Origin of the sequence: Methyloversatilis discipulorum (genome assembly GCF_018780585.1) — a bacterium.
In the GTDB taxonomy this organism is placed as follows: domain Bacteria; phylum Pseudomonadota; class Gammaproteobacteria; order Burkholderiales; family Rhodocyclaceae; genus Methyloversatilis; species Methyloversatilis discipulorum_B.
In genome coordinates this window covers 1-16,673 of the sequence record NZ_JADMJL010000008.1, presented here as the reverse complement: position 1 = coordinate 16,673, position 16,673 = coordinate 1, and the positions used below count along the sequence as shown (strand labels likewise).

Below are 16,673 nucleotides of genomic sequence, written 5' to 3'. Positions count from 1 at the left end.
CGATGGGCGGGGCCGGACTCGGGGTAGCAGGGATACAACAGCACGCCGCAACGGTGTGCAAAATGTCGCAAACGACACGCAAACAAGAACGATTCGTAATACGATTCGTCGCTTCCGATTCTACCTCAGCACACCGTGCCCTCCGCTGCAATGAAAAACGCCCCAGCCTTCCCGCGCCCTCCCCTCGCGCTCGCCATCATGGCGGCGCTCGCCAGCACCGTCGCTCACGCCCAGCAGAACGAAGATCCGTCGGCGCCGATCACGCTGGCGCCGGTGGTGGTCGAAGCGAGCGCCGACGCATCGGCCGCCGGCCTGCCGCCCGCCTTCGCCGGCGGACAGGTGGCGACGGGTGCGCGTATCGGCATACTCGGCAACAAGGAGCAGCTCGAAACGCCGTTTTCGGTCATCAGCTACACCAGCCAGCTGATCGAAGACCAGCAGGCACGCGGTGTCGGCGACGTGCTGGCGAACGACCCGACCGTGCGTCTGTCGCAGGGCTTCGGCAATTTCCAGGAGCTGTACATCATTCGCGGCTTCCCGCTGTACTCCGACGACATGGCCTACAACGGCCTGTATGGCGTGCTGCCGCGGCAGTTCGTCGCCAGCGAATTGCTGGAGCGCGTCGAGGTGATCCACGGTGCCAGCGCTTTCCTGAATGGTGCGGCGCCCGGCGGCAGTGGCATAGGTGGTGCGATCAACCTGTTGCCGAAAAGAGCACCGAGCGAGGACATCAACCGGCTTACCGCGGGTATCGAGAGCGGCGGTCAGGCGTACACGGCAGCCGACGTGTCGCGCCGTTTCGGCACCGAGGAGCGTGTCGGCATCCGCATCAATGCGGCTCGCCGCGACGGCGACACCGGCATCGACCGCGAGAATCGTGAAATGAACGTGGTCGCCGTGGGCATCGATTACCGCGGCACGAACTTCCGGCTTTCCGCCGACGCGGGTCACCAGAGCAACCGGCTCGAAGGTGGGCGCCAGCAGGTTTCGCCCGGTGCGATCAGCGACATTCCGCACGCACCGGACGCGCGCCGCAACTACTCTCAACCATGGGCGTATTCCGACGAGAAGACGGAGTTCGGCACGCTGCGAGGCGAATTCGACATCAGCCCGGACACCGTTGCCTGGGCAGCGGTGGGGGCTCGCCACAGCGACGAGAAGAACTCACTGGTGTCGACCACATTGAGCTCCAGCAACGGCAGCGCCACCGCATCGCGTTTTGACAACGTCCGCGAAGACAAGGTGGTCACCGGGGAAGCAGGCGTACGTACGAAGATTCGCACCGGTGCGGTCGAGCATGGCATTTCACTGTCCTACTCTGCACACCGGCAGGACTCGCGCAACGCGTGGGGCGTATCCAGCCCATTCAACACCAGCATCTACGACACCGCCGAGGTTACGGAACCGGCGCTTGCCTTCTTCGGCGGCGACCTTGCTTCGCCCAACCTCACGCAACGCACGACATTCAGCGGCTACGCACTGTCGGACACGCTGAGCTTCGCCGATGGCCGTTTCCAGGTCACGCTGGGCGGGCGGCTGCAGAAGATCGAGGACGAACAGTTCGCCTACGGCACCGGTCTCCGGACCGAAACCTACCGCAAATCCAATCTCTCTCCTGTCGCGGGTGCGATCTTCCGGATCACGCCGGAAGTCTCGGCCTACGCGAACTATATCGAGGGCCTGATCCGTGGCCCCATCGCACCCAATACATCGGTCAACCGCGGTCAGGTGTTCTCGCCCATGGTGTCCCACCAGCGCGAAGTCGGCGTGAAGTACGAAGCAAACGGGCTGGGCGCGAACATCGCGCTGTTCTCTCTGACGCGCCCGAATACTGAAACCATCAACAACTTCACCAGCCCGTCGGGCGAGCAGCGCAGCCGTGGCATCGAAGTGTCCGCCTACGGTCAGATCACGCGCGGCCTGCGCGTACTGGGCGGCGCAACCTGGCTGGACGCCGAACAACAAGGCACCGTCGGAGGGCTGAACGACGGGAACGACCCGATCAGCGTACCGAACGCGCAATACAACATCGGCACCGAGTGGGACGTGCCGGGGATGAGCGGGCTGACGCTGACCGCCCGCGCGATCCATACCAGCTCGCAGTATGCGGACAACGCGAACACGCTCAAACTGGATTCCTGGTCCCGTTTCGATGTGGGAGCCCGTTATCTGACCACTGTCGCCGACAAACTCGTCACTTTCCGGGCACGCGTGGATAACGTGACCAACCGCGCCCACTGGGCATCGGCCGGTGGCTTCCCCGGTTTCGGTTACCTGGTTCAGGGGGCTCCTCGCACGGTGGTGCTCAGCGCCACGGTCGATTTCTGACGGGACACATCCCGCTTGGACGCCACCCCGCCAGCATGACCTGCCGGGGTGGTCGGGCAGCTTGACCGGCTGCAACAGAAGCAATAGCGTGCGATCCGAGGTCAAGGCCCTGCTTCGTTGGGCCGATTACCCTGGACGTACGCGAAGCCGGCCCGGTCACCGCCATGCCCCTGACAAGACAAGAATCCGCCCACGGAGCGTCCAGCCTGCGCTCGCCGGCTGCCATCTGCCTGACCGCCCTGCTGCTGCTGATCGGGGCAGCGATGCTGCCGCCGATACCGCTGTTCGAGGGCCGGCACGGGGCAATGCTGGCTTTTCACCTGCTGCTGGAAACCTTCTCGGTCGTGGTATCGGCGCTGGTCGTCATCATGGCCTGGCACCGCTTCGACAGGTCAGGCGATCACGCTTCTAACGTGCTCATCTTCGGTTTCTCGGTGGTTGCCGGCACCGACCTGATCCACGCGCTGACCTACGCCGGCATGCCGGCCCTGCTGACCGAGAGCAGCACCGCGAAGGCCATCTTCTTCTGGTTGGCCGGCCGCTCGTTCGAACTGCTGACCGTTGCACTGGTGGCGGCGCGCATCGCGCTGCCCGGGTCGCGTGGTGGCTGGCTGGGGTTCGGCCTGCTCGCCACCGGTGCGCTGTTCGTCGCCGGCACCTGGTTTCTCGACTTCTTTCCGGTGACTTTCGTGCCCGGCGTCGGCGTGACGGCGTTCAAGGCCGGCTTCGAGTACGTGCTGTGCATCGGCAATCTGGCGGTGGCCGGATGGCTGTTCTGGCAGAACCGTGTCGCACCCGATCCGCGCACGCACTACCTCGCCTGCGCCTGCTTCGTGATGGGCATTGGCGAACTGGCGTTCACCAATTACACGACGGCGTCGGATTTCATGAACATGTTCGGCCATCTGTACAAGATTGCCGCCTACACCTTCGTCTATCGCGCCACCTTCGTCATCGGCCTGCGCGAGCCCTACGAACTGCTGCAGCGCTCGGAACAGTCGCTGCGCGAGCGCGAGCGCGAGCTGGACACGATACTGTCCAACGTGCCGGCCGACATCGCGCGCATCGACCGCGACCTGCGTTTCCGCTATGTGAACCCGATGCACGCGCTGCACCTGGGCCAAGCTGCCAGCGACATCGTCGGCCGCACGGTGGACGCGGTGATGCCGCCGCAGCTGGCCGGACAGATGCGACCGCGACTGGCCGAGGCCCTGCAGGGACAGCGCGTGGAGTTCGACTGCAATTTCACCGGACACGACGGCAACGCCGTCCATCTGTCATCGACCTTGGTGCCGGAACGCAGCGCCAACGGCGGCATCGACAGCGTGGTGCTGATCCTCAACGACACCACCGAGCGCGAGCGCGCGCAGCGCCGCGTGCTCGACTCGCTGCGAGAGGTGGGCGAGCTGAAGGCGGCGCTGGACGCGCATGCCATCGTCGCGGAAACCGATGCACGCGGCGTCATCACCCGGGTGAACGACAAGTTCTGCGAGATTTCGCAGTACGCACGCGAAGAACTGGTCGGCCGCAGTCACCGCGTCATCAACTCGGGCACGCACGCGCCCGGGTTCTTCGCCGACATGTGGAAGACCATTTCAAGCGGGCTGGTCTGGCACGGCGACATTTGCAACCGGGCCAAGGACGGCTCGCTGTACTGGGTACACACCACCATCGTGCCGCTGGTCGACGCCGACGGCGTGCCGCAGCGCTACATCGCGATACGCGCGGACATCACGACGCGCAAGAAGGCCGAGCACGAGGCGCAACGGCTGGCCTTCCACGACGAACTGACCGGCCTGCCCAACCGCCGTCTGATGAACAGCCGGCTCGACCAGGCCATCGCCGGTTCCGTGCGCGACGGGCAGCACGGCGCGCTGCTGCTGATGGATCTCGACAATTTCAAGGAAATCAACGACACGCTGGGCCACGCCCAGGGTGACGCGCTGCTGCAGCAGATGTCGGCGCGACTGCGCAGCTGCGTGCGCGACACGGACACCGTGGCGAGACTGGGCGGCGACGAGTTCGTCGTCATCCTGGGCAATCTCGGCATCGATCTGCAGGCTGCTTCGCTGCGCGTCGGCGAGATCGGCGACAAGCTGCGCGACGCACTGGCGGGCGAATGCGACCTCGGTGGACAGATGGTCAGTTCCACCGCCAGCATCGGCGCCGTGCTGTTCAACTGCGCCGAAGACCGTGCCGACGAACTGCTGAAGCAGGCCGACATGGCGCTGTACAAGGCGAAGGAAAGCGGCCGCAACCGGCTGAGCTTCTTCGACCCCACGCTGCAGGAGAACACCACCGCCCGCGCCCAGTTGCTGCGCGACCTGCGCGGCGCGCTCGAGCGCGGCGAACTGCGGCTGCACTACCAGCCGGTGACCGACGCCGAGCGGCGCATCACCGGTGTCGAGGCGCTGGTGCGCTGGCAGCACCCGGTGCGCGGCATGGTGTCGCCGGCGGCCTTCATTCCGCTGGCCGAACAGAGCAACCACATCCTGCCGATCGGCCAGTGGGTGCTCGATACCGCCTGTACTCAGTTGCGCGCCTGGGCTGACGACCCGCTGCGGGTGCACTGGACGATAGCCGTGAACGTGAGCGAGCGGCAGTTCCACGAATCCGGCTTCGTCGCACGGGTCGAGCAGGCACTGGCCGACAGCGGCGCCGATCCGCGCCGGCTGCGCCTCGAACTGACCGAAAGCATGCTGCACCGCGACCTCGACATGACGCTGGCGACGATGCGCACGCTGCAGCAGCGCGGCGTGCGCTTCGCGCTGGACGACTTCGGCACCGGCTACTCCTCGCTCGCCTACCTGAAGAAGCTGCCGCTGGACCAGCTCAAGATCGACAAGAGCTTCGTCGACGAGGTGCTGAGCGACCCGCACTCGGCCGCCATCGTGCGCACCATCCTGTCGCTGGCCGGCAATCTCGGGCTGAACGTGGTGGCCGAGGGCGTCGAAACCGAGGCCCAGATGGCTTTCCTGTCCGCGCACGGCTGCGACGCCTTCCAGGGCTATCTGCTGAGCAGACCGCTTCCGGTGGAACAACTGCCGCACTGCATCGCCGCCGCCCCGGCGCTGGTCTGAACGCGGCCGGACGGCCGCCACGGCTGCGGTTCTGTCCACATAACCGGCCGCCGACGCCTGCGGCAGCTTGAGTGCTGCGCTGCAGTGCCGGATAATCCGCCGGTTACGCGGCGCATCCTGCGCCGCGGCCTGCGGAAAACATCCGGCGAATCCTCGCCCCGTCATGACGAGTTACCTGTTCATCCTGCTTGGCACCGCGCTGGTCAATAACGTGGTGTTCGTGCGCATCCTCGGCCTGTGCCCGTTCATGGGCGTGTCGAAAAAGCTCGAAACCGCGATCGGCATGGGTCTGGCGACCATGTTCGTGCTGACGCTGGCCTGCGGGTCCAGCTACCTGATCGACACCTTCCTGCTCAAGCCCTACGGCCTGGGCTATCTGTCGACGCTGAGCTTCATCGTGGTCATCGCCGCCATCGTGCAGCTGACGGAACTGGTGATCCAGAAGACCAGTCCGCTGCTGCATCAGGTGCTGGGCATCTACCTGCCGCTGATCACCACCAACTGCGCCGTGCTCGGCGTACCGCTGCTGAACCAGGCGGCGCGCCACAACCTGCTGCAGTCGCTGCTGTTCGGCTTCGGCTCGGCCGCCGGCTTCGTGCTGGCGCTGGTGCTGTTCGCCAGCATCCGCGAGCGGCTGGACGGCGCCGACATCCCGGTGCCCTTCCGCGGCAACGCCATCGCCATGATCACCGCCGGGCTGATGAGCCTGGCCTTCATGGGCTTCGCCGGGCTCGACTCATGATTTCCGCACTGCTCGTGATGACCGGTCTTGCACTGGCGCTCGGTGCCGCGCTCGGCGCCGCGTCGGTGCTGTTCAAGACCCAGGGTGACCCGCTGGTCGACAAGATCGACGCCATCCTGCCGCAGACGCAGTGTGGCCAGTGCGGCTACCCCGGCTGCAAACCGTACGCCACGGCGATCGCCGGCGGCGAGGCGGACATCAACCAGTGCCCGCCCGGCGGCGACGAGGGCGTGCGCAAGCTGGCCGACCTGCTGGGCCGCGAATACAAGCCGCTTAACGCCGAGCACGGCGTCGAGAAGCCGAAGTCGGTGGCGGTGATCGACGAAGCGACCTGCATCGGCTGCACGCTGTGCATACAGGCCTGTCCGGTGGACGCCATCGTCGGCGCTGCCAAGCAGATGCACACCATCGTCACCGACCTCTGTACCGGCTGCGAACTGTGCGTACCGCCCTGCCCGGCCGACTGCATCGACATGGTGCCGGTGGCCGAAACGGTGGAAACCTGGAAATGGCGCTACCCGGTGTTCGACCTGAAGCCGGTATCGACCGAAACCGCAGCAAAGGAAGCCGCCTGATGCTGCGCAAGCTGTTTTCGTTCAACGGCGGCGTCAAGCCGGACCCGAACAAGGGCGCATCGACGCGCGAACCGATCGCCCGACTGCCGCTGCCGCCGCAGCTGATCATTCCGCTGCACCAGCACATCGGCGGCACGCCGCGGCCGCTGGTCAAGGTGGGCGACCGGGTGCTGCACGGCCAGCGCATCGGTGCCGCCGACGGCAATGTGTCGAGTGCGGTGCACGCGCCGACCTCGGGCACGGTGGTGGCGATCGAGCCGCGGCTGATGCCGCACGCCTCGGGCCTGTCTTCGATGGCCGTGGTGATCGAACCGGACGGGCAGGACCAGCGTATCGAGCGCGAGCCCTTCGACTGGCACGCGGCCACACCAGGCGAGGTGCGCGACTACCTGCGCGACGCCGGCGTGGTCGGGCTCGGTGGCGCGGTGTTCCCCAGCCATCTGAAACTGTCTCCGGGCAAGGCCGGCGGCACCGACACGCTGGTGCTGAACGGCGCCGAGTGCGAGCCCTTCATCACCTGCGACGACATGCTGATGCGCAGCGAGGCCGAGGACATCCTGCGCGGCGCGCTGGTGATGCAGAAGATGCTGGCGGCGAAGCAGGTGTTGGTCGGCGTCGAGGACAACAAGCCTGAGGCCGCCGCCGCACTGAAGGCCGCCGCCGCGGCGCTCGGTCACGCCTCGCTCGACGTCGTCGTCGTGCCGACGCGCTACCCGGCCGGCGGCGCCAAGCAGCTGATCCGCGTGCTGACCGGCATCGAAGTGCCGCACGGCAGCCGCTCGACCGACTTCGGCGTGCAGTGCTTCAACGTGGCGACCGCCCTCGCCGTCTGGAACGCCCTCGAACACGGCGAGCCGCTGACCCGCCGCATCGTCACCGTTGCCGGCAATGTGGACCGTCCACGCAATTTCGACGTCGCCATCGGCACACCGATCGGCTTCGTGTTCGAGCACGCCGGCCTGAAGCAGGACACCGACAAGCTCATCATGGGCGGCCCGATGATGGGCATCCCGCTGCCCGGCGTCGAAGCGCCGGTGGTGAAGGCCACCAACTGTCTGCTCGCCTCGTCGCCGGCGCTGTTCCCGCCGCCCGAGCCGGAACTGCCCTGCATCCGCTGCGGCGAATGCGCGCGCGCCTGCCCGGCCGATCTGCAGCCGTTCGAGCTGTACTGGCATTCGCGCGCGCGCAACTTCGGCCGCGCCCAGGAATACCACCTGTTCGACTGCATCGAGTGCGGCTGCTGCGCCTACGTCTGCCCGTCGCACATTCCGCTGGTCGATTACTACCGTTACGCGAAGAGCGAGATCTGGGCGCGCGAGCGCGACAAGGACGCCGCCGATTCGGCGCGCGAACGCTTCGAGTTCCGCAACTGGCGCGCCGAACGCGAGAAGGAAGAGAAGGCGGCCAAGCTGGCGGCACGCAGCGCAGCCAAGCCGGCGGCGAAGCCCGCCGCCACCGACAAGTCGCCGGCAGAGGGTGAAGCAGCCGCCACGCCCGCCGAGGACCCGAAGAAGGCCCTGATCGAAGCGGCGATGGCGCGCGCCAAGGCGCAGAAGGAGGCCGTTGCGGCGAAGAACACCGACACGCTGACGCCGGCCCAGCAGGCACAGGTCGAGGCCGCAGAGGCGCGGCGCAAGCTGGCCGCCGACATTGTGGCCACCGGCAGCGGCGAAACGACGAGCGAAACCGCGACGGCCGACAAGCCGACGGAATGACACCGGGGCGCGCCTGTCGCGCGCTCCATCACGACGGAACACGATGTACAACTCACCCTACCTCCGCCAGAACACCAGCGTGCGCCGCGTGATGACCACGGTGCTGGTCGCCATGCTGCCGGCGATCGCCGTGCAGAGCTGGCTGTTCGGCGCCGCGCTGCTGGTGCAGATCGCGCTGGCCAGCGCCACCGCGCTCGCCTGCGAAGCCCTGATGCTGGCGCTGCGCGGCCGCCCGGTGGCGCCGGCACTGACCGACATGAGCGCACTGGTCACCGCCTGGCTGATCGCCGTCTGCCTGCCGCCGCTGCTGCCCTGGTGGACCACCGTGCTCGGTACCGCCTTCGCGCTCATCATCGGCAAACACCTGTACGGCGGCCTCGGGCAGAACCCGTTCAACCCGGCCATGCTGGCCTACGCGCTGCTGATCGTCAGTTTCCCGGCGCTGATGTCGCAGTGGCCCGGCCTCAATGTCGGCGACTTCGCGACGCAGATGGACTGGGTGTTCGGCGGCGCCCGCGCGCTCGACGGCGTCACCGGCGCGACGCCGATGGACGCACTGCGCACCGGTCTGATGACCGGCAGCGACACCGCCGCCGTGATGCGCTCGACCGCCTTCGGTCACGTCGCCGGCGCCGGCTGGGAGTGGGTCGCGCTGGCCTGGGGCGCTGGCGGCCTGCTGCTGCTGGCGCTGCGCATCATCACCTGGCACGTACCGGTCGCCTTTCTGGCGGTGATGTCGCTGGTATCTGGCATCGCCTCGCTGATCGATGCGGCGCACTACGCCGGCCCGGCCCTCCATCTGCTGGCGGGCGGCACGATGATGGGCGCCTTCTTCATCGCCACCGACCCGGTGTCGGGCGCGACCACGCCGCGCGGCAAGCTCATCTTCGCCGCCGGCATCGCGCTGATCGCCTGGCTCATCCGCGCTTTCGGCGCCTACCCGGACGGCATCGCCTTCGCCGTGCTGCTGATGAACATCTGCGTGCCGCTGATCGACATGAAGACGCAGCCGCCGGTGTTCGGCCACAAGAACGGAGGCGCGCCATGAGCAACGAGGTGCAGACGCCGGTGGTCGACGAAGCACTGGCTGCCGCCGAACTGGCGCCGGAACCGCCGGCGCCGACCGCAGCCGGCAGCGCGATGCGCTCGGCCGCACTGCTGGCCGTGTTTACGCTTGCCTTCACCGCACTGATGGCGCTCACCCACGACGCCACCGAGGCGCCGATACAGGCTTCGGTCGAGGCGCGCCGGCTGGAGCTGATCGCCCAGGTGCTGCCGCGTGCCGACTACGACAACGCGCTGCTCGACGACACCGTGCAGCTGCCCGCGCTGCCCGCGCTCGGCATCGACGGCCCGGTGACGCTGCATCGCGCACGCCGCGGCAACGAACCGGTCGCACTGGTGTTCGAGGCGCAGGCGCCGGACGGCTACAGCGGCGCCATCCGGCTGCTGATGGCGGTGCGCGCCGACGGTACGCTGGGCGGCGTACGCGTGGTCGCGCACAAGGAAACGCCGGGGTTGGGCGACTACATCGATCCGGCCAAGGACCGCGCGTCGCCGAAGTGGATCAGTCAGTTCGGGGGCCGGGACACCGCGCAGGCGGCCAGCTGGACAGTCCGCAAGGACGGCGGCGATTTCACCTATATGACCGGCGCCACCATTTCGCCGCGTGCCGTCGTCCGCGCCGCCGGCCGCGCCGCCACCGCCATCGCGCCGGTGCGCGAAGCGCTGTTCGCGCTGCCGGCCGGCGCCTCGGCGGACAAGGTGTTCGAATGATCGAGCGCCGCATCGCGACCGCAGGTCGCTCCCACACCTTCGGCGCCTGCCCGTCCTCGTGGGAACGAGCTTGCTCGCGATGCCGGCCTGCATCGAAGCCGCACGCGACCGGACATCGCCGCCACCGTCACGGCGCGGCCAACACATCGGGGATACCGGCATGAACGCTGAAGAACGCGCCATCTACGGCGACATCGGCCGCAAGGGCCTGTGGGAGAACAACACCGCGCTGGTGCAGCTGCTCGGCCTCTGTCCGCTGCTGGCTGTGAGCACCAGCTTCGTCAACGCGGTGAGCCTGTCGCTCGCCACCGTGCTGGTGATGGCGATGTCGAGCGGCGCGGTCGCCGCATTGCGCACGCTGATTCCGCATGAGATCCGCATCCCGGTATTCGTGCTCATCATCGCTGCGCTGGTCACCTGCCTCGACCTCGCCTTCAACGCCTGGCTGCACGACCTCTATCTCGTGCTCGGCATCTTCATCCCGTTGATCGTCACCAACTGCATCGTACTGGCGCGGGTCGAAGCCTTCGCCGCCAAGAACTCGCCGCTGGCCGCCGCCTGGGACGGCGCGGCGATGGGTGTCGGCCTGCTGTGGGTGCTGGCGCTGCTGGGCAGCGCGCGCGAACTGATCGGTGCCGGCACGCTGTTCTCCGGCATCGACATGATCGTGCCGGGCGCGCATGCGATACAGGTGTTCGGTGACGAGTACCGCGGTCTGCTGATCGCCATCCTGCCGCCCGGCGCCTTCATCTTCCTCGGTCTGCTGATCGCCGCACGCAACGCCTGGGTGGCGCGGGTGCAGGCGCGCGCTGCCGCACCGCACACGCCGGTGGAAGCTGCGTCGGCCTGATGGCGGGCCGCGCAAGCCGGCTCACGCGGGCCGAAATACAGACCCTGTTCGAGCGCTGGCGCGCAGCCAACCCGCAGCCGAAGAGCGATCTCGAATACGGCTCGCCGTTCCAGCTGCTGGTCGCCGTCGTGCTGTCGGCACAGGCGACCGACAAGGGCGTGAACGTTGCGACGCGCAAGCTGTTCCCGGTCGCGCCGACACCCGAAGCCATGGTCAGTCTCGGTGTCGAGGGCGTGGAGAACTACATCAAGACCATCGGCCTGTTCCGCGCCAAGGCGAAGAACGTGGTGGCGCTGTCGCACCAGTTGCTGGAGAAGCACGGCGGCGAGGTGCCGAACGACCGCGCCGCACTCGAAGCGCTGCCCGGCGTCGGCCGCAAGACGGCCAACGTGGTGCTGAACATCGTGTTCGGCGAGCCGACCATGGCGGTCGACACCCACATTTTCCGCATCTCGAACCGCATCGGCCTGGCGCCCGGCAAGGACGTACTGGCGGTCGAACACGCACTGCTCAAGGTGGTGCCGGCGGAATTCATGCAGCACGCCCACCATTGGCTCATCCTGCATGGCCGCTACACCTGCACCGCACGCAAACCGCTGTGCGGCCAGTGCGGCATCGTCGATATCTGCCGCTTCAAGGACAAGACGGTCGCCACCTGAGCGGGAAACCGAGGCGGCACCCTCAGAGGTGCCGCCGGATGCGGATCAGATCTTCCCGTCCAGCCCCATCTGGTAGTACTTGTGGGTGATCTTGTCCTGGTTCTCGAGCAGCCAGTCGATGTCCGGCTGATTGTTCATCGCCTTCTTGATCGCCTTGGCCATGGCCTGACGATGGATGTCGAACAGGATCTTGTGGTCGAGATCCTTGGCGGTCGACACCATGGGGTTCAGCCACACCGACACGATGATGCCGAGGTCGTTCGCCTTTTCCTTCGGAATGTCGCCGGCGCGCACGGCGTCGAGTACGCCGTTGGCGATGGCTGCCTGCACGGTGCCCATCAGGATGTTGGTGTAGCGCTCGTCCTTGACCGTCACCTTGCTCACCATCAGCGTCAGCGGGCGCACCTGGATGTCGGTGTTCAGGATGGCGAACACGCGGGTGTGGCCCTTCACCTGGTCACCCGTCAGCGTGGCCAGCGCGGTGCCGACCGGGCCGTCCAGTTCGCCGATGATGACTTCGGGTTCGGCTGCAGTGCCCGGGGGGCCGCCGGCGACCAGTGCTTCACCGCTGCGAAAGACGATGCGTTCCGACATGTTGTGTCTCCTTGGTTGTCCTGTGAAAGCGCCCGGCGCGGCAGGCACGCGGGCACAAGTTTCACATGATACAACTTTGATTCACATAAAGAGACGCATCGCGGAAACGTCGTCTGTTCAGTAGATCGGCGCCGGCTGCGGCAGAGCCGGCAGCACCTCGGGCAGCGCCTCGTCGCCACAGATGAAATGCGTGACCGCAGCCACGGTGGCGGCGTCTTTCAGCACCCGGTTGTGGCCCAGCCCCCAGGTACGCAGCAGCCGCGCCTGCGGCATCGCGGCCGACAGGCGCAGCGCGTGCTCGAACGGCACCTGCGCGTCATCGACGTCGTGCACGAACAGCGCCGGCACGCTCACCTCGCCCAGCGCGTCGATGCGGTCGATGTCGTCAAAGCGGACGTTGTAGCGGTGCTCGATGCGGCGGCGCATCGCCTCACGCACGCGCGGCGAAATGCCGATCAGCGCCGAAAAGCGCAGCGTGTGCTCGCGCATCGACGCCGGCGCGCCGATGAACACCGCGCGCCCGAAATCGGCCCGCTCGCGCAGCGCCAGACCGATCGCCGCGCCGCCCAGCGAGTGGCCGACCGCCGTATCGAAAGGTCCGTGCGTAGCCACCAGCGCGTGCAGCGCCTGCACGAAATCTGGCAGTCCGACGCGGCCATGGCCGCTGTCGCCATGGCCCGGCTGATCGAACCACACGACACGCCGGCCGGCCGCAAGCAGCGAGGTCGCCAGCGTTCCCATCTGCGCCCCGCGCCCACCCCAGCCATGCGCCAGCAGCACCGCCGGTGCGCCGGCCGGACCGGCGCTCCATACCGCGAGGTCGTGACGGCCGGCGCTCACCGTTTCGCGCCGGGCGGGTGATGCGGCAGGCGCCACGCTGCGCGGCCGCGGCGGCGTCGTGAACAGGCGCTCGGCCTGCCGGCGTGCCAGTTCGGGTGCTACGCGGCTGGCGAAGCGGAAGTAGTGGCGCAGCACCGGCGCCAAAGATGGACCGGCTGCGCGGCGCACGCGCAGCGGCGGATGGAGGGCGATCGAACTCATGGCAGTGCTCCCGGAACGGCGAAATCGGCGAGCAGGCGGCCAAAGGCGGCGCGCGCGCGCTCGCCGGCGCGTGCGTCGTCCATCAGTCGGGCGGCGTGGTAGTAGCCGAGCACGATGGCGAACATGTCGAAGGCAAACTGCTCGATGTCGAGATCGGCGCGCAGGTGACCGGCGTCGATGGCGATGCGCACCGCCTTGTCCAGCGCCTGCTGCAGCGCGCGGTAGTGGCCGACCAGCCGATCACGCATCGGCCCCGGCCGGTCGTCGTACTCGACCGACGCCGCGTGGATCGGGCAGCCGTGCGCCAGACCGCCGCGCTGCGTCCAGCCCAGCCAGCCCTCAAACATCGCCCACAACCGCGGCACCCCGCGCGGGGCAGCGAAGGCCGGCTTCATCACCGTGTCGGCAAACAGCTGCGCCGCCGCATCGATGGCCGCGCACTGCAGGTCCTCGCGTGAGCCGAAATGCGCGAACAGCCCGCTTTTCGACAACCCGGTGCGTTCGGCCAGCGAACCGATGGTCAGCGATTCGAAGCCGCTCTCGCTGGCCTGCGCCAGCGCCGCTTCGAGAATGACCGTGCGTGTGTGTTCTCCCTTGCCCATACGACAATAATACGAACGGTCGTGCTTTTTTCAAGGAAAATATCGAAACACCGGCGTCGATCGCCCGGAAACCCTTGGCCGCTCAGGAAAAGCTGGTCTTGCCGAAGGTGTTGCGCAGGAATTCGGTGAACACCTTGACCGTGCGCGACTGCTGGCGGTGCTGCGGGTACACCGCGTAGATGGTCAGCGGTGCCGGCGCGTATTCGTCGAGCACGCTGATCAGGCTGCCGGCGCGCAGCGCCTCGCCGACGATGAAGGTGGGCAGCAGCACGACGCCCAGACCCGCGATGGCCGCGTCGCATGCCAGTTCGCCGTTGTTCGCACGCAGCCGGCCGCTGACCGGCAGTGCGAACGGTCGGCCCTTGTCGAGAAAAGGCCATTCGACATTGCGCGAATGGCCGTACAGCAGGCACTGGTGATCCTTCAGGTCGGCCGGCGTCTGCGGCCGACCGTGCTGTTCGATGTAGGCGGGGCTGGCACAGACGACCAGCTGGGTCGGAGCGATGGCGCGCGCGATCAGCGACGAATCGCCGAGCTGGCCGATGCGCACCGCCATGTCGTAGCCCTCGCCCACGACATCGACGAAGCGGTCGCTCAGATCGAGTTCCATCGTCACTTCCGGCCAGGTCGCCATGAAGCGCGCGATCGCCGGACCCAGGTGCAGCGTGCCGAAGGACATCGGCGCGGTCAGCCGCAGCGTGCCGCGCGGCGCCGCGTTCTGATTGGCGACGAGCTGCTCGGCCTCATCGACGTCCTGCAGGATTTTCACCGCGCGCTCGTAGAAACCGCGCCCGGTGTCGGTGATGCTGAGCCGGCGTGTGGTGCGCACGAGCAGACGGGCACCCAGCCGCTCTTCGAGCGCCATGATGCGGCGGCTGATCAGCTGCTTCGACAGCCCGAGCCGGTCAGCCGCGGCCGTGAAGCTCTGCGCATCCACGGTGCTGACGAAAATCTGCATGTCCTCAAGCTGGCTCATCCGGCGCTCCACGACCTTACTGTCCACTCCATTGTGACAGTCTTTCAACACACGGCCGATTTATCAACAATTACCGCGACAGTACAGTTCAGCCATCGGTTGCGGCATCAGTACAGCGCACCGGCAGACAACCCCAGACACCCTCGAAAGGACAGACCATGAACACCTCGACGATCCAGGCCTCCTCCGCTCAGCAGGCCGCCCGCAGCACCGACGCCCAACAGATCGCCGCCGCTGCCGGCCGCGTGCTGCTCGCCGCCCTCTTCCTGCTCGCCGGCTTCAGCAAGCTCACCCAGGCGGAAGGCACCATCGGCTACATCGCCTCGGTCGGCCTGCCCTTCCCGGAACTGGCCTACGCCGGCGCGCTGTTCGTCGAGATCGGTCTGGCTGCAGCCCTCGTCGTCGGCTACCGCACCCGCTGGGTCGCCGCCGCGATCGCCGCCTTCAGCCTGGTCACCGCCTTCGGCTTCCACTTCAACCTGGCCGACCAGAACCAGTTCATCCACTTCTTCAAGAACGTCGCCATCGCCGGCGGCCTGCTGCAGATCGTCGCCTTCGGCGGCGGCGCCCTGTCGCTCGACGCCCGCCGTACCGCCTGAACCCGAGCCCCACATGAACGCAGGGGTGCCGCCGCGCGGCACCCCGCAACGAAGGAGATCGCCATGAATACCCCCATCCTCAACACCCGCCCGGCCATCGAAACCCGCCCCGCCGACCAACGCGGCGTCGCCGAACACGGCTGGCTCAGTTCGCGCCACACCTTCTCGTTCGCCCACTACGACGACCCGACGCAGCGCGGCTTTTCCGACCTGCTGGTGATCAACGACGACACCGTCGCCCCCGGCGCCGGCTTCGGCATGCACCCGCACCGCGACATGGAAATCTTTTCCTACGTGCTCGACGGCGTGCTGGAACACAAGGACACCATGGGCAACGGCTCGCAGATCCGCCCGGGCGACGTGCAGATGATCAGCGCCGGCCGCGGCATCGCGCACAGCGAATTCAATGGTTCGCAGACCGAGCAGGTGAAGTTCCTGCAGATCTGGATCCTGCCGGACGAGCACGGCACGCCGCCGGGCTACCAGCAGATCCATTTCGCCGCAGAGGAAAAGCGCGGCCGTCTGCGCCCCATCGTCACGCCGGACGGTGCCGAGGGCAGCATCCGCATCCGTCAGGACGCGCGGGTCTATGCCGGCCTGTTCGATGGCGACGAGGCGGTCACGCTGCCGCTGCGCGGAGATCGACACGCCTATGTGCATGTCGCCCGCGGCGAGATCGTGGTCAATGGCCTGACACTCGGCGCCGGTGACGGCCTCAAGCTGCGCCACGCCGAGGCGGTCACGCTCGCTGCGGGCAAGGACGCCGAAGTGCTGGTGTTCGACCTGCGGGCGGTCGAGACCGCGTACTGAAAGCGTGTCCCGCTGGCGTTCCGCAACGGACGCCAGCGCTGAGCACCGGCCGCGTCGCGACCAAGGCCGTTCCTACAAGGGGCACGCCCGATCCGAGGCCGGAGCGGGGATTCTGTGAGAGGGGTCTTGTGACCCCGACAGCGGCAGTGGGCAGTGCGCGCCGCCGGGTCAGAGCCCAGTCGGCACCATCGGCTGCCGTCCACAGTAGCCGCGCTCAGGCCTCGAACGAAGCCTGTGGGAGCGCAAGGATCGAGGCCGGCGGCGAGCAATTGCCCTGTCGCGGCCAAGGCCGCTCCTTGTATTGTCTTTATCTCCCGAGGTGCACC

General features: G+C 67.5%; 15 protein-coding genes. 11 read left to right on the top strand and 4 right to left on the bottom strand.

Features of this window, described 5'->3' with window-relative positions:
* The first annotated feature begins 150 nt into the window (after positions 1-150).
* The 9 genes from IV112_RS02370 (at position 151) to nth (ending at position 11,725) form a co-directional block, all read left to right on the top strand.
* Positions 151-2,328 carry a TonB-dependent receptor gene (locus tag IV112_RS02370; RefSeq protein WP_304000866.1) on the top strand — a complete coding sequence of 726 codons (2,178 nt, stop codon included), beginning with the start codon at positions 151-153 and terminating at the stop codon, positions 2,326-2,328.
* A 164-nt stretch (positions 2,329-2,492) separates the two neighbouring features.
* Positions 2,493-5,408 (top strand): bifunctional diguanylate cyclase/phosphodiesterase, encoded by a 2,916-nt coding sequence (locus IV112_RS02365; RefSeq protein ID WP_304000865.1) that lies wholly within the window; start codon positions 2,493-2,495, stop codon positions 5,406-5,408.
* Between the two features lie 163 nt (positions 5,409-5,571).
* Positions 5,572-6,150, top strand: a complete 579-nt coding sequence (gene rsxA / locus IV112_RS02360; RefSeq protein WP_304000864.1) for an electron transport complex subunit RsxA — start codon at positions 5,572-5,574, stop codon at positions 6,148-6,150.
* Positions 6,147-6,725, top strand: a complete 579-nt coding sequence (rsxB, locus tag IV112_RS02355; protein WP_020164006.1) for an electron transport complex subunit RsxB — start codon at positions 6,147-6,149, stop codon at positions 6,723-6,725. The genes rsxA and rsxB overlap by 4 nt, the downstream gene beginning before the upstream one ends.
* On the top strand, positions 6,725-8,440 hold the full coding sequence (rsxC, locus tag IV112_RS02350) for an electron transport complex subunit RsxC (RefSeq protein WP_304000863.1): 1,716 nt from the start codon (positions 6,725-6,727) through the stop codon (positions 8,438-8,440). The genes rsxB and rsxC overlap by 1 nt, the downstream gene beginning before the upstream one ends.
* A gap of 43 nt (positions 8,441-8,483) precedes the next feature.
* Entirely contained in the window at positions 8,484-9,488 is a 1,005-nt protein-coding gene (locus tag IV112_RS02345; protein WP_304000862.1) for an RnfABCDGE type electron transport complex subunit D, read from the top strand.
* On the top strand, positions 9,485-10,216 hold the full coding sequence (gene rsxG, locus IV112_RS02340) for an electron transport complex subunit RsxG (RefSeq protein ID WP_304000861.1): 732 nt from the start codon (positions 9,485-9,487) through the stop codon (positions 10,214-10,216). Before IV112_RS02345 ends, rsxG begins: the two co-directional genes overlap by 4 nt.
* A 160-nt stretch (positions 10,217-10,376) precedes the next feature.
* A complete protein-coding gene (gene rsxE / locus IV112_RS02335) occupies positions 10,377-11,066 on the top strand; it encodes an electron transport complex subunit RsxE (RefSeq protein ID WP_304000859.1) in 690 nt (229 codons plus the stop codon).
* Positions 11,066-11,725 carry an endonuclease III gene (gene nth, locus IV112_RS02330; RefSeq protein ID WP_304000858.1) on the top strand — a complete coding sequence of 220 codons (660 nt, stop codon included), beginning with the start codon at positions 11,066-11,068 and terminating at the stop codon, positions 11,723-11,725. Before rsxE ends, nth begins: the two co-directional genes overlap by 1 nt.
* Positions 11,726-11,770: 45 nt before the next feature.
* On the opposite strand, the gene fae is transcribed toward nth, so the two are convergent.
* From fae to IV112_RS02310, 4 genes are all read right to left on the bottom strand, one after another.
* Positions 11,771-12,319, bottom strand: coding sequence for a formaldehyde-activating enzyme (fae, locus tag IV112_RS02325; protein WP_018229895.1), 549 nt, complete (start codon positions 12,317-12,319; stop codon positions 11,771-11,773).
* A gap of 117 nt (positions 12,320-12,436) precedes the next feature.
* Complete coding sequence (locus tag IV112_RS02320; protein ID WP_304000855.1) at positions 12,437-13,360, bottom strand: alpha/beta fold hydrolase; 924 nt, start codon at positions 13,358-13,360, stop codon at positions 12,437-12,439.
* A complete protein-coding gene (locus tag IV112_RS02315) occupies positions 13,357-13,962 on the bottom strand; it encodes a TetR/AcrR family transcriptional regulator (RefSeq protein ID WP_304000854.1) in 606 nt (201 codons plus the stop codon). Before IV112_RS02315 ends, IV112_RS02320 begins: the two co-directional genes overlap by 4 nt.
* Positions 13,963-14,044: 82 nt before the next feature.
* Complete coding sequence (locus IV112_RS02310; RefSeq protein WP_304000852.1) at positions 14,045-14,938, bottom strand: LysR family transcriptional regulator; 894 nt, start codon at positions 14,936-14,938, stop codon at positions 14,045-14,047.
* A 158-nt stretch (positions 14,939-15,096) separates the two neighbouring features.
* Here IV112_RS02310 and IV112_RS02305 point away from each other — a divergent pair, with 158 nt between their 5' ends.
* Together IV112_RS02305 and IV112_RS02300 are read left to right on the top strand one after the other, a co-directional pair.
* A complete protein-coding gene (locus tag IV112_RS02305; protein ID WP_304000851.1) occupies positions 15,097-15,537 on the top strand; it encodes a DoxX family protein in 441 nt (146 codons plus the stop codon).
* A gap of 63 nt (positions 15,538-15,600) precedes the next feature.
* Complete coding sequence (locus IV112_RS02300; protein ID WP_304000850.1) at positions 15,601-16,347, top strand: pirin family protein; 747 nt, start codon at positions 15,601-15,603, stop codon at positions 16,345-16,347.
* Positions 16,348-16,673: the final 326 nt, after the last annotated feature.

Excerpts from the sequence above, each read along its gene's own strand:
- IV112_RS02365 (WP_304000865.1), top strand. The coding sequence starts at position 2,493 with ATGCCCCTGACAAGACAAGAATCCGCCCACGGAGCGTCCAGCCTGCGC.
- IV112_RS02345 (WP_304000862.1), top strand. The coding sequence starts at position 8,484 with ATGTACAACTCACCCTACCTCCGCCAGAACACCAGCGTGCGCCGCGTG.
- rsxC (WP_304000863.1), top strand. The coding sequence starts at position 6,725 with ATGCTGCGCAAGCTGTTTTCGTTCAACGGCGGCGTCAAGCCGGACCCG.
- IV112_RS02300 (WP_304000850.1), top strand. The coding sequence starts at position 15,601 with ATGAATACCCCCATCCTCAACACCCGCCCGGCCATCGAAACCCGCCCC.
- IV112_RS02370 (WP_304000866.1), top strand. The coding sequence starts at position 151 with ATGAAAAACGCCCCAGCCTTCCCGCGCCCTCCCCTCGCGCTCGCCATC.
- IV112_RS02320 (WP_304000855.1), bottom strand. The coding sequence starts at position 13,360 with ATGAGTTCGATCGCCCTCCATCCGCCGCTGCGCGTGCGCCGCGCAGCC.
- IV112_RS02315 (WP_304000854.1), bottom strand. The coding sequence starts at position 13,962 with ATGGGCAAGGGAGAACACACACGCACGGTCATTCTCGAAGCGGCGCTG.
- rsxB (WP_020164006.1), top strand. The coding sequence starts at position 6,147 with ATGATTTCCGCACTGCTCGTGATGACCGGTCTTGCACTGGCGCTCGGT.
- rsxE (WP_304000859.1), top strand. The coding sequence starts at position 10,377 with ATGAACGCTGAAGAACGCGCCATCTACGGCGACATCGGCCGCAAGGGC.
- fae (WP_018229895.1), bottom strand. The coding sequence starts at position 12,319 with ATGTCGGAACGCATCGTCTTTCGCAGCGGTGAAGCACTGGTCGCCGGC.
- rsxA (WP_304000864.1), top strand. The coding sequence starts at position 5,572 with ATGACGAGTTACCTGTTCATCCTGCTTGGCACCGCGCTGGTCAATAAC.
- IV112_RS02305 (WP_304000851.1), top strand. The coding sequence starts at position 15,097 with ATGAACACCTCGACGATCCAGGCCTCCTCCGCTCAGCAGGCCGCCCGC.
- rsxG (WP_304000861.1), top strand. The coding sequence starts at position 9,485 with ATGAGCAACGAGGTGCAGACGCCGGTGGTCGACGAAGCACTGGCTGCC.
- IV112_RS02310 (WP_304000852.1), bottom strand. The coding sequence starts at position 14,938 with ATGAGCCAGCTTGAGGACATGCAGATTTTCGTCAGCACCGTGGATGCG.
- nth (WP_304000858.1), top strand. The coding sequence starts at position 11,066 with ATGGCGGGCCGCGCAAGCCGGCTCACGCGGGCCGAAATACAGACCCTG.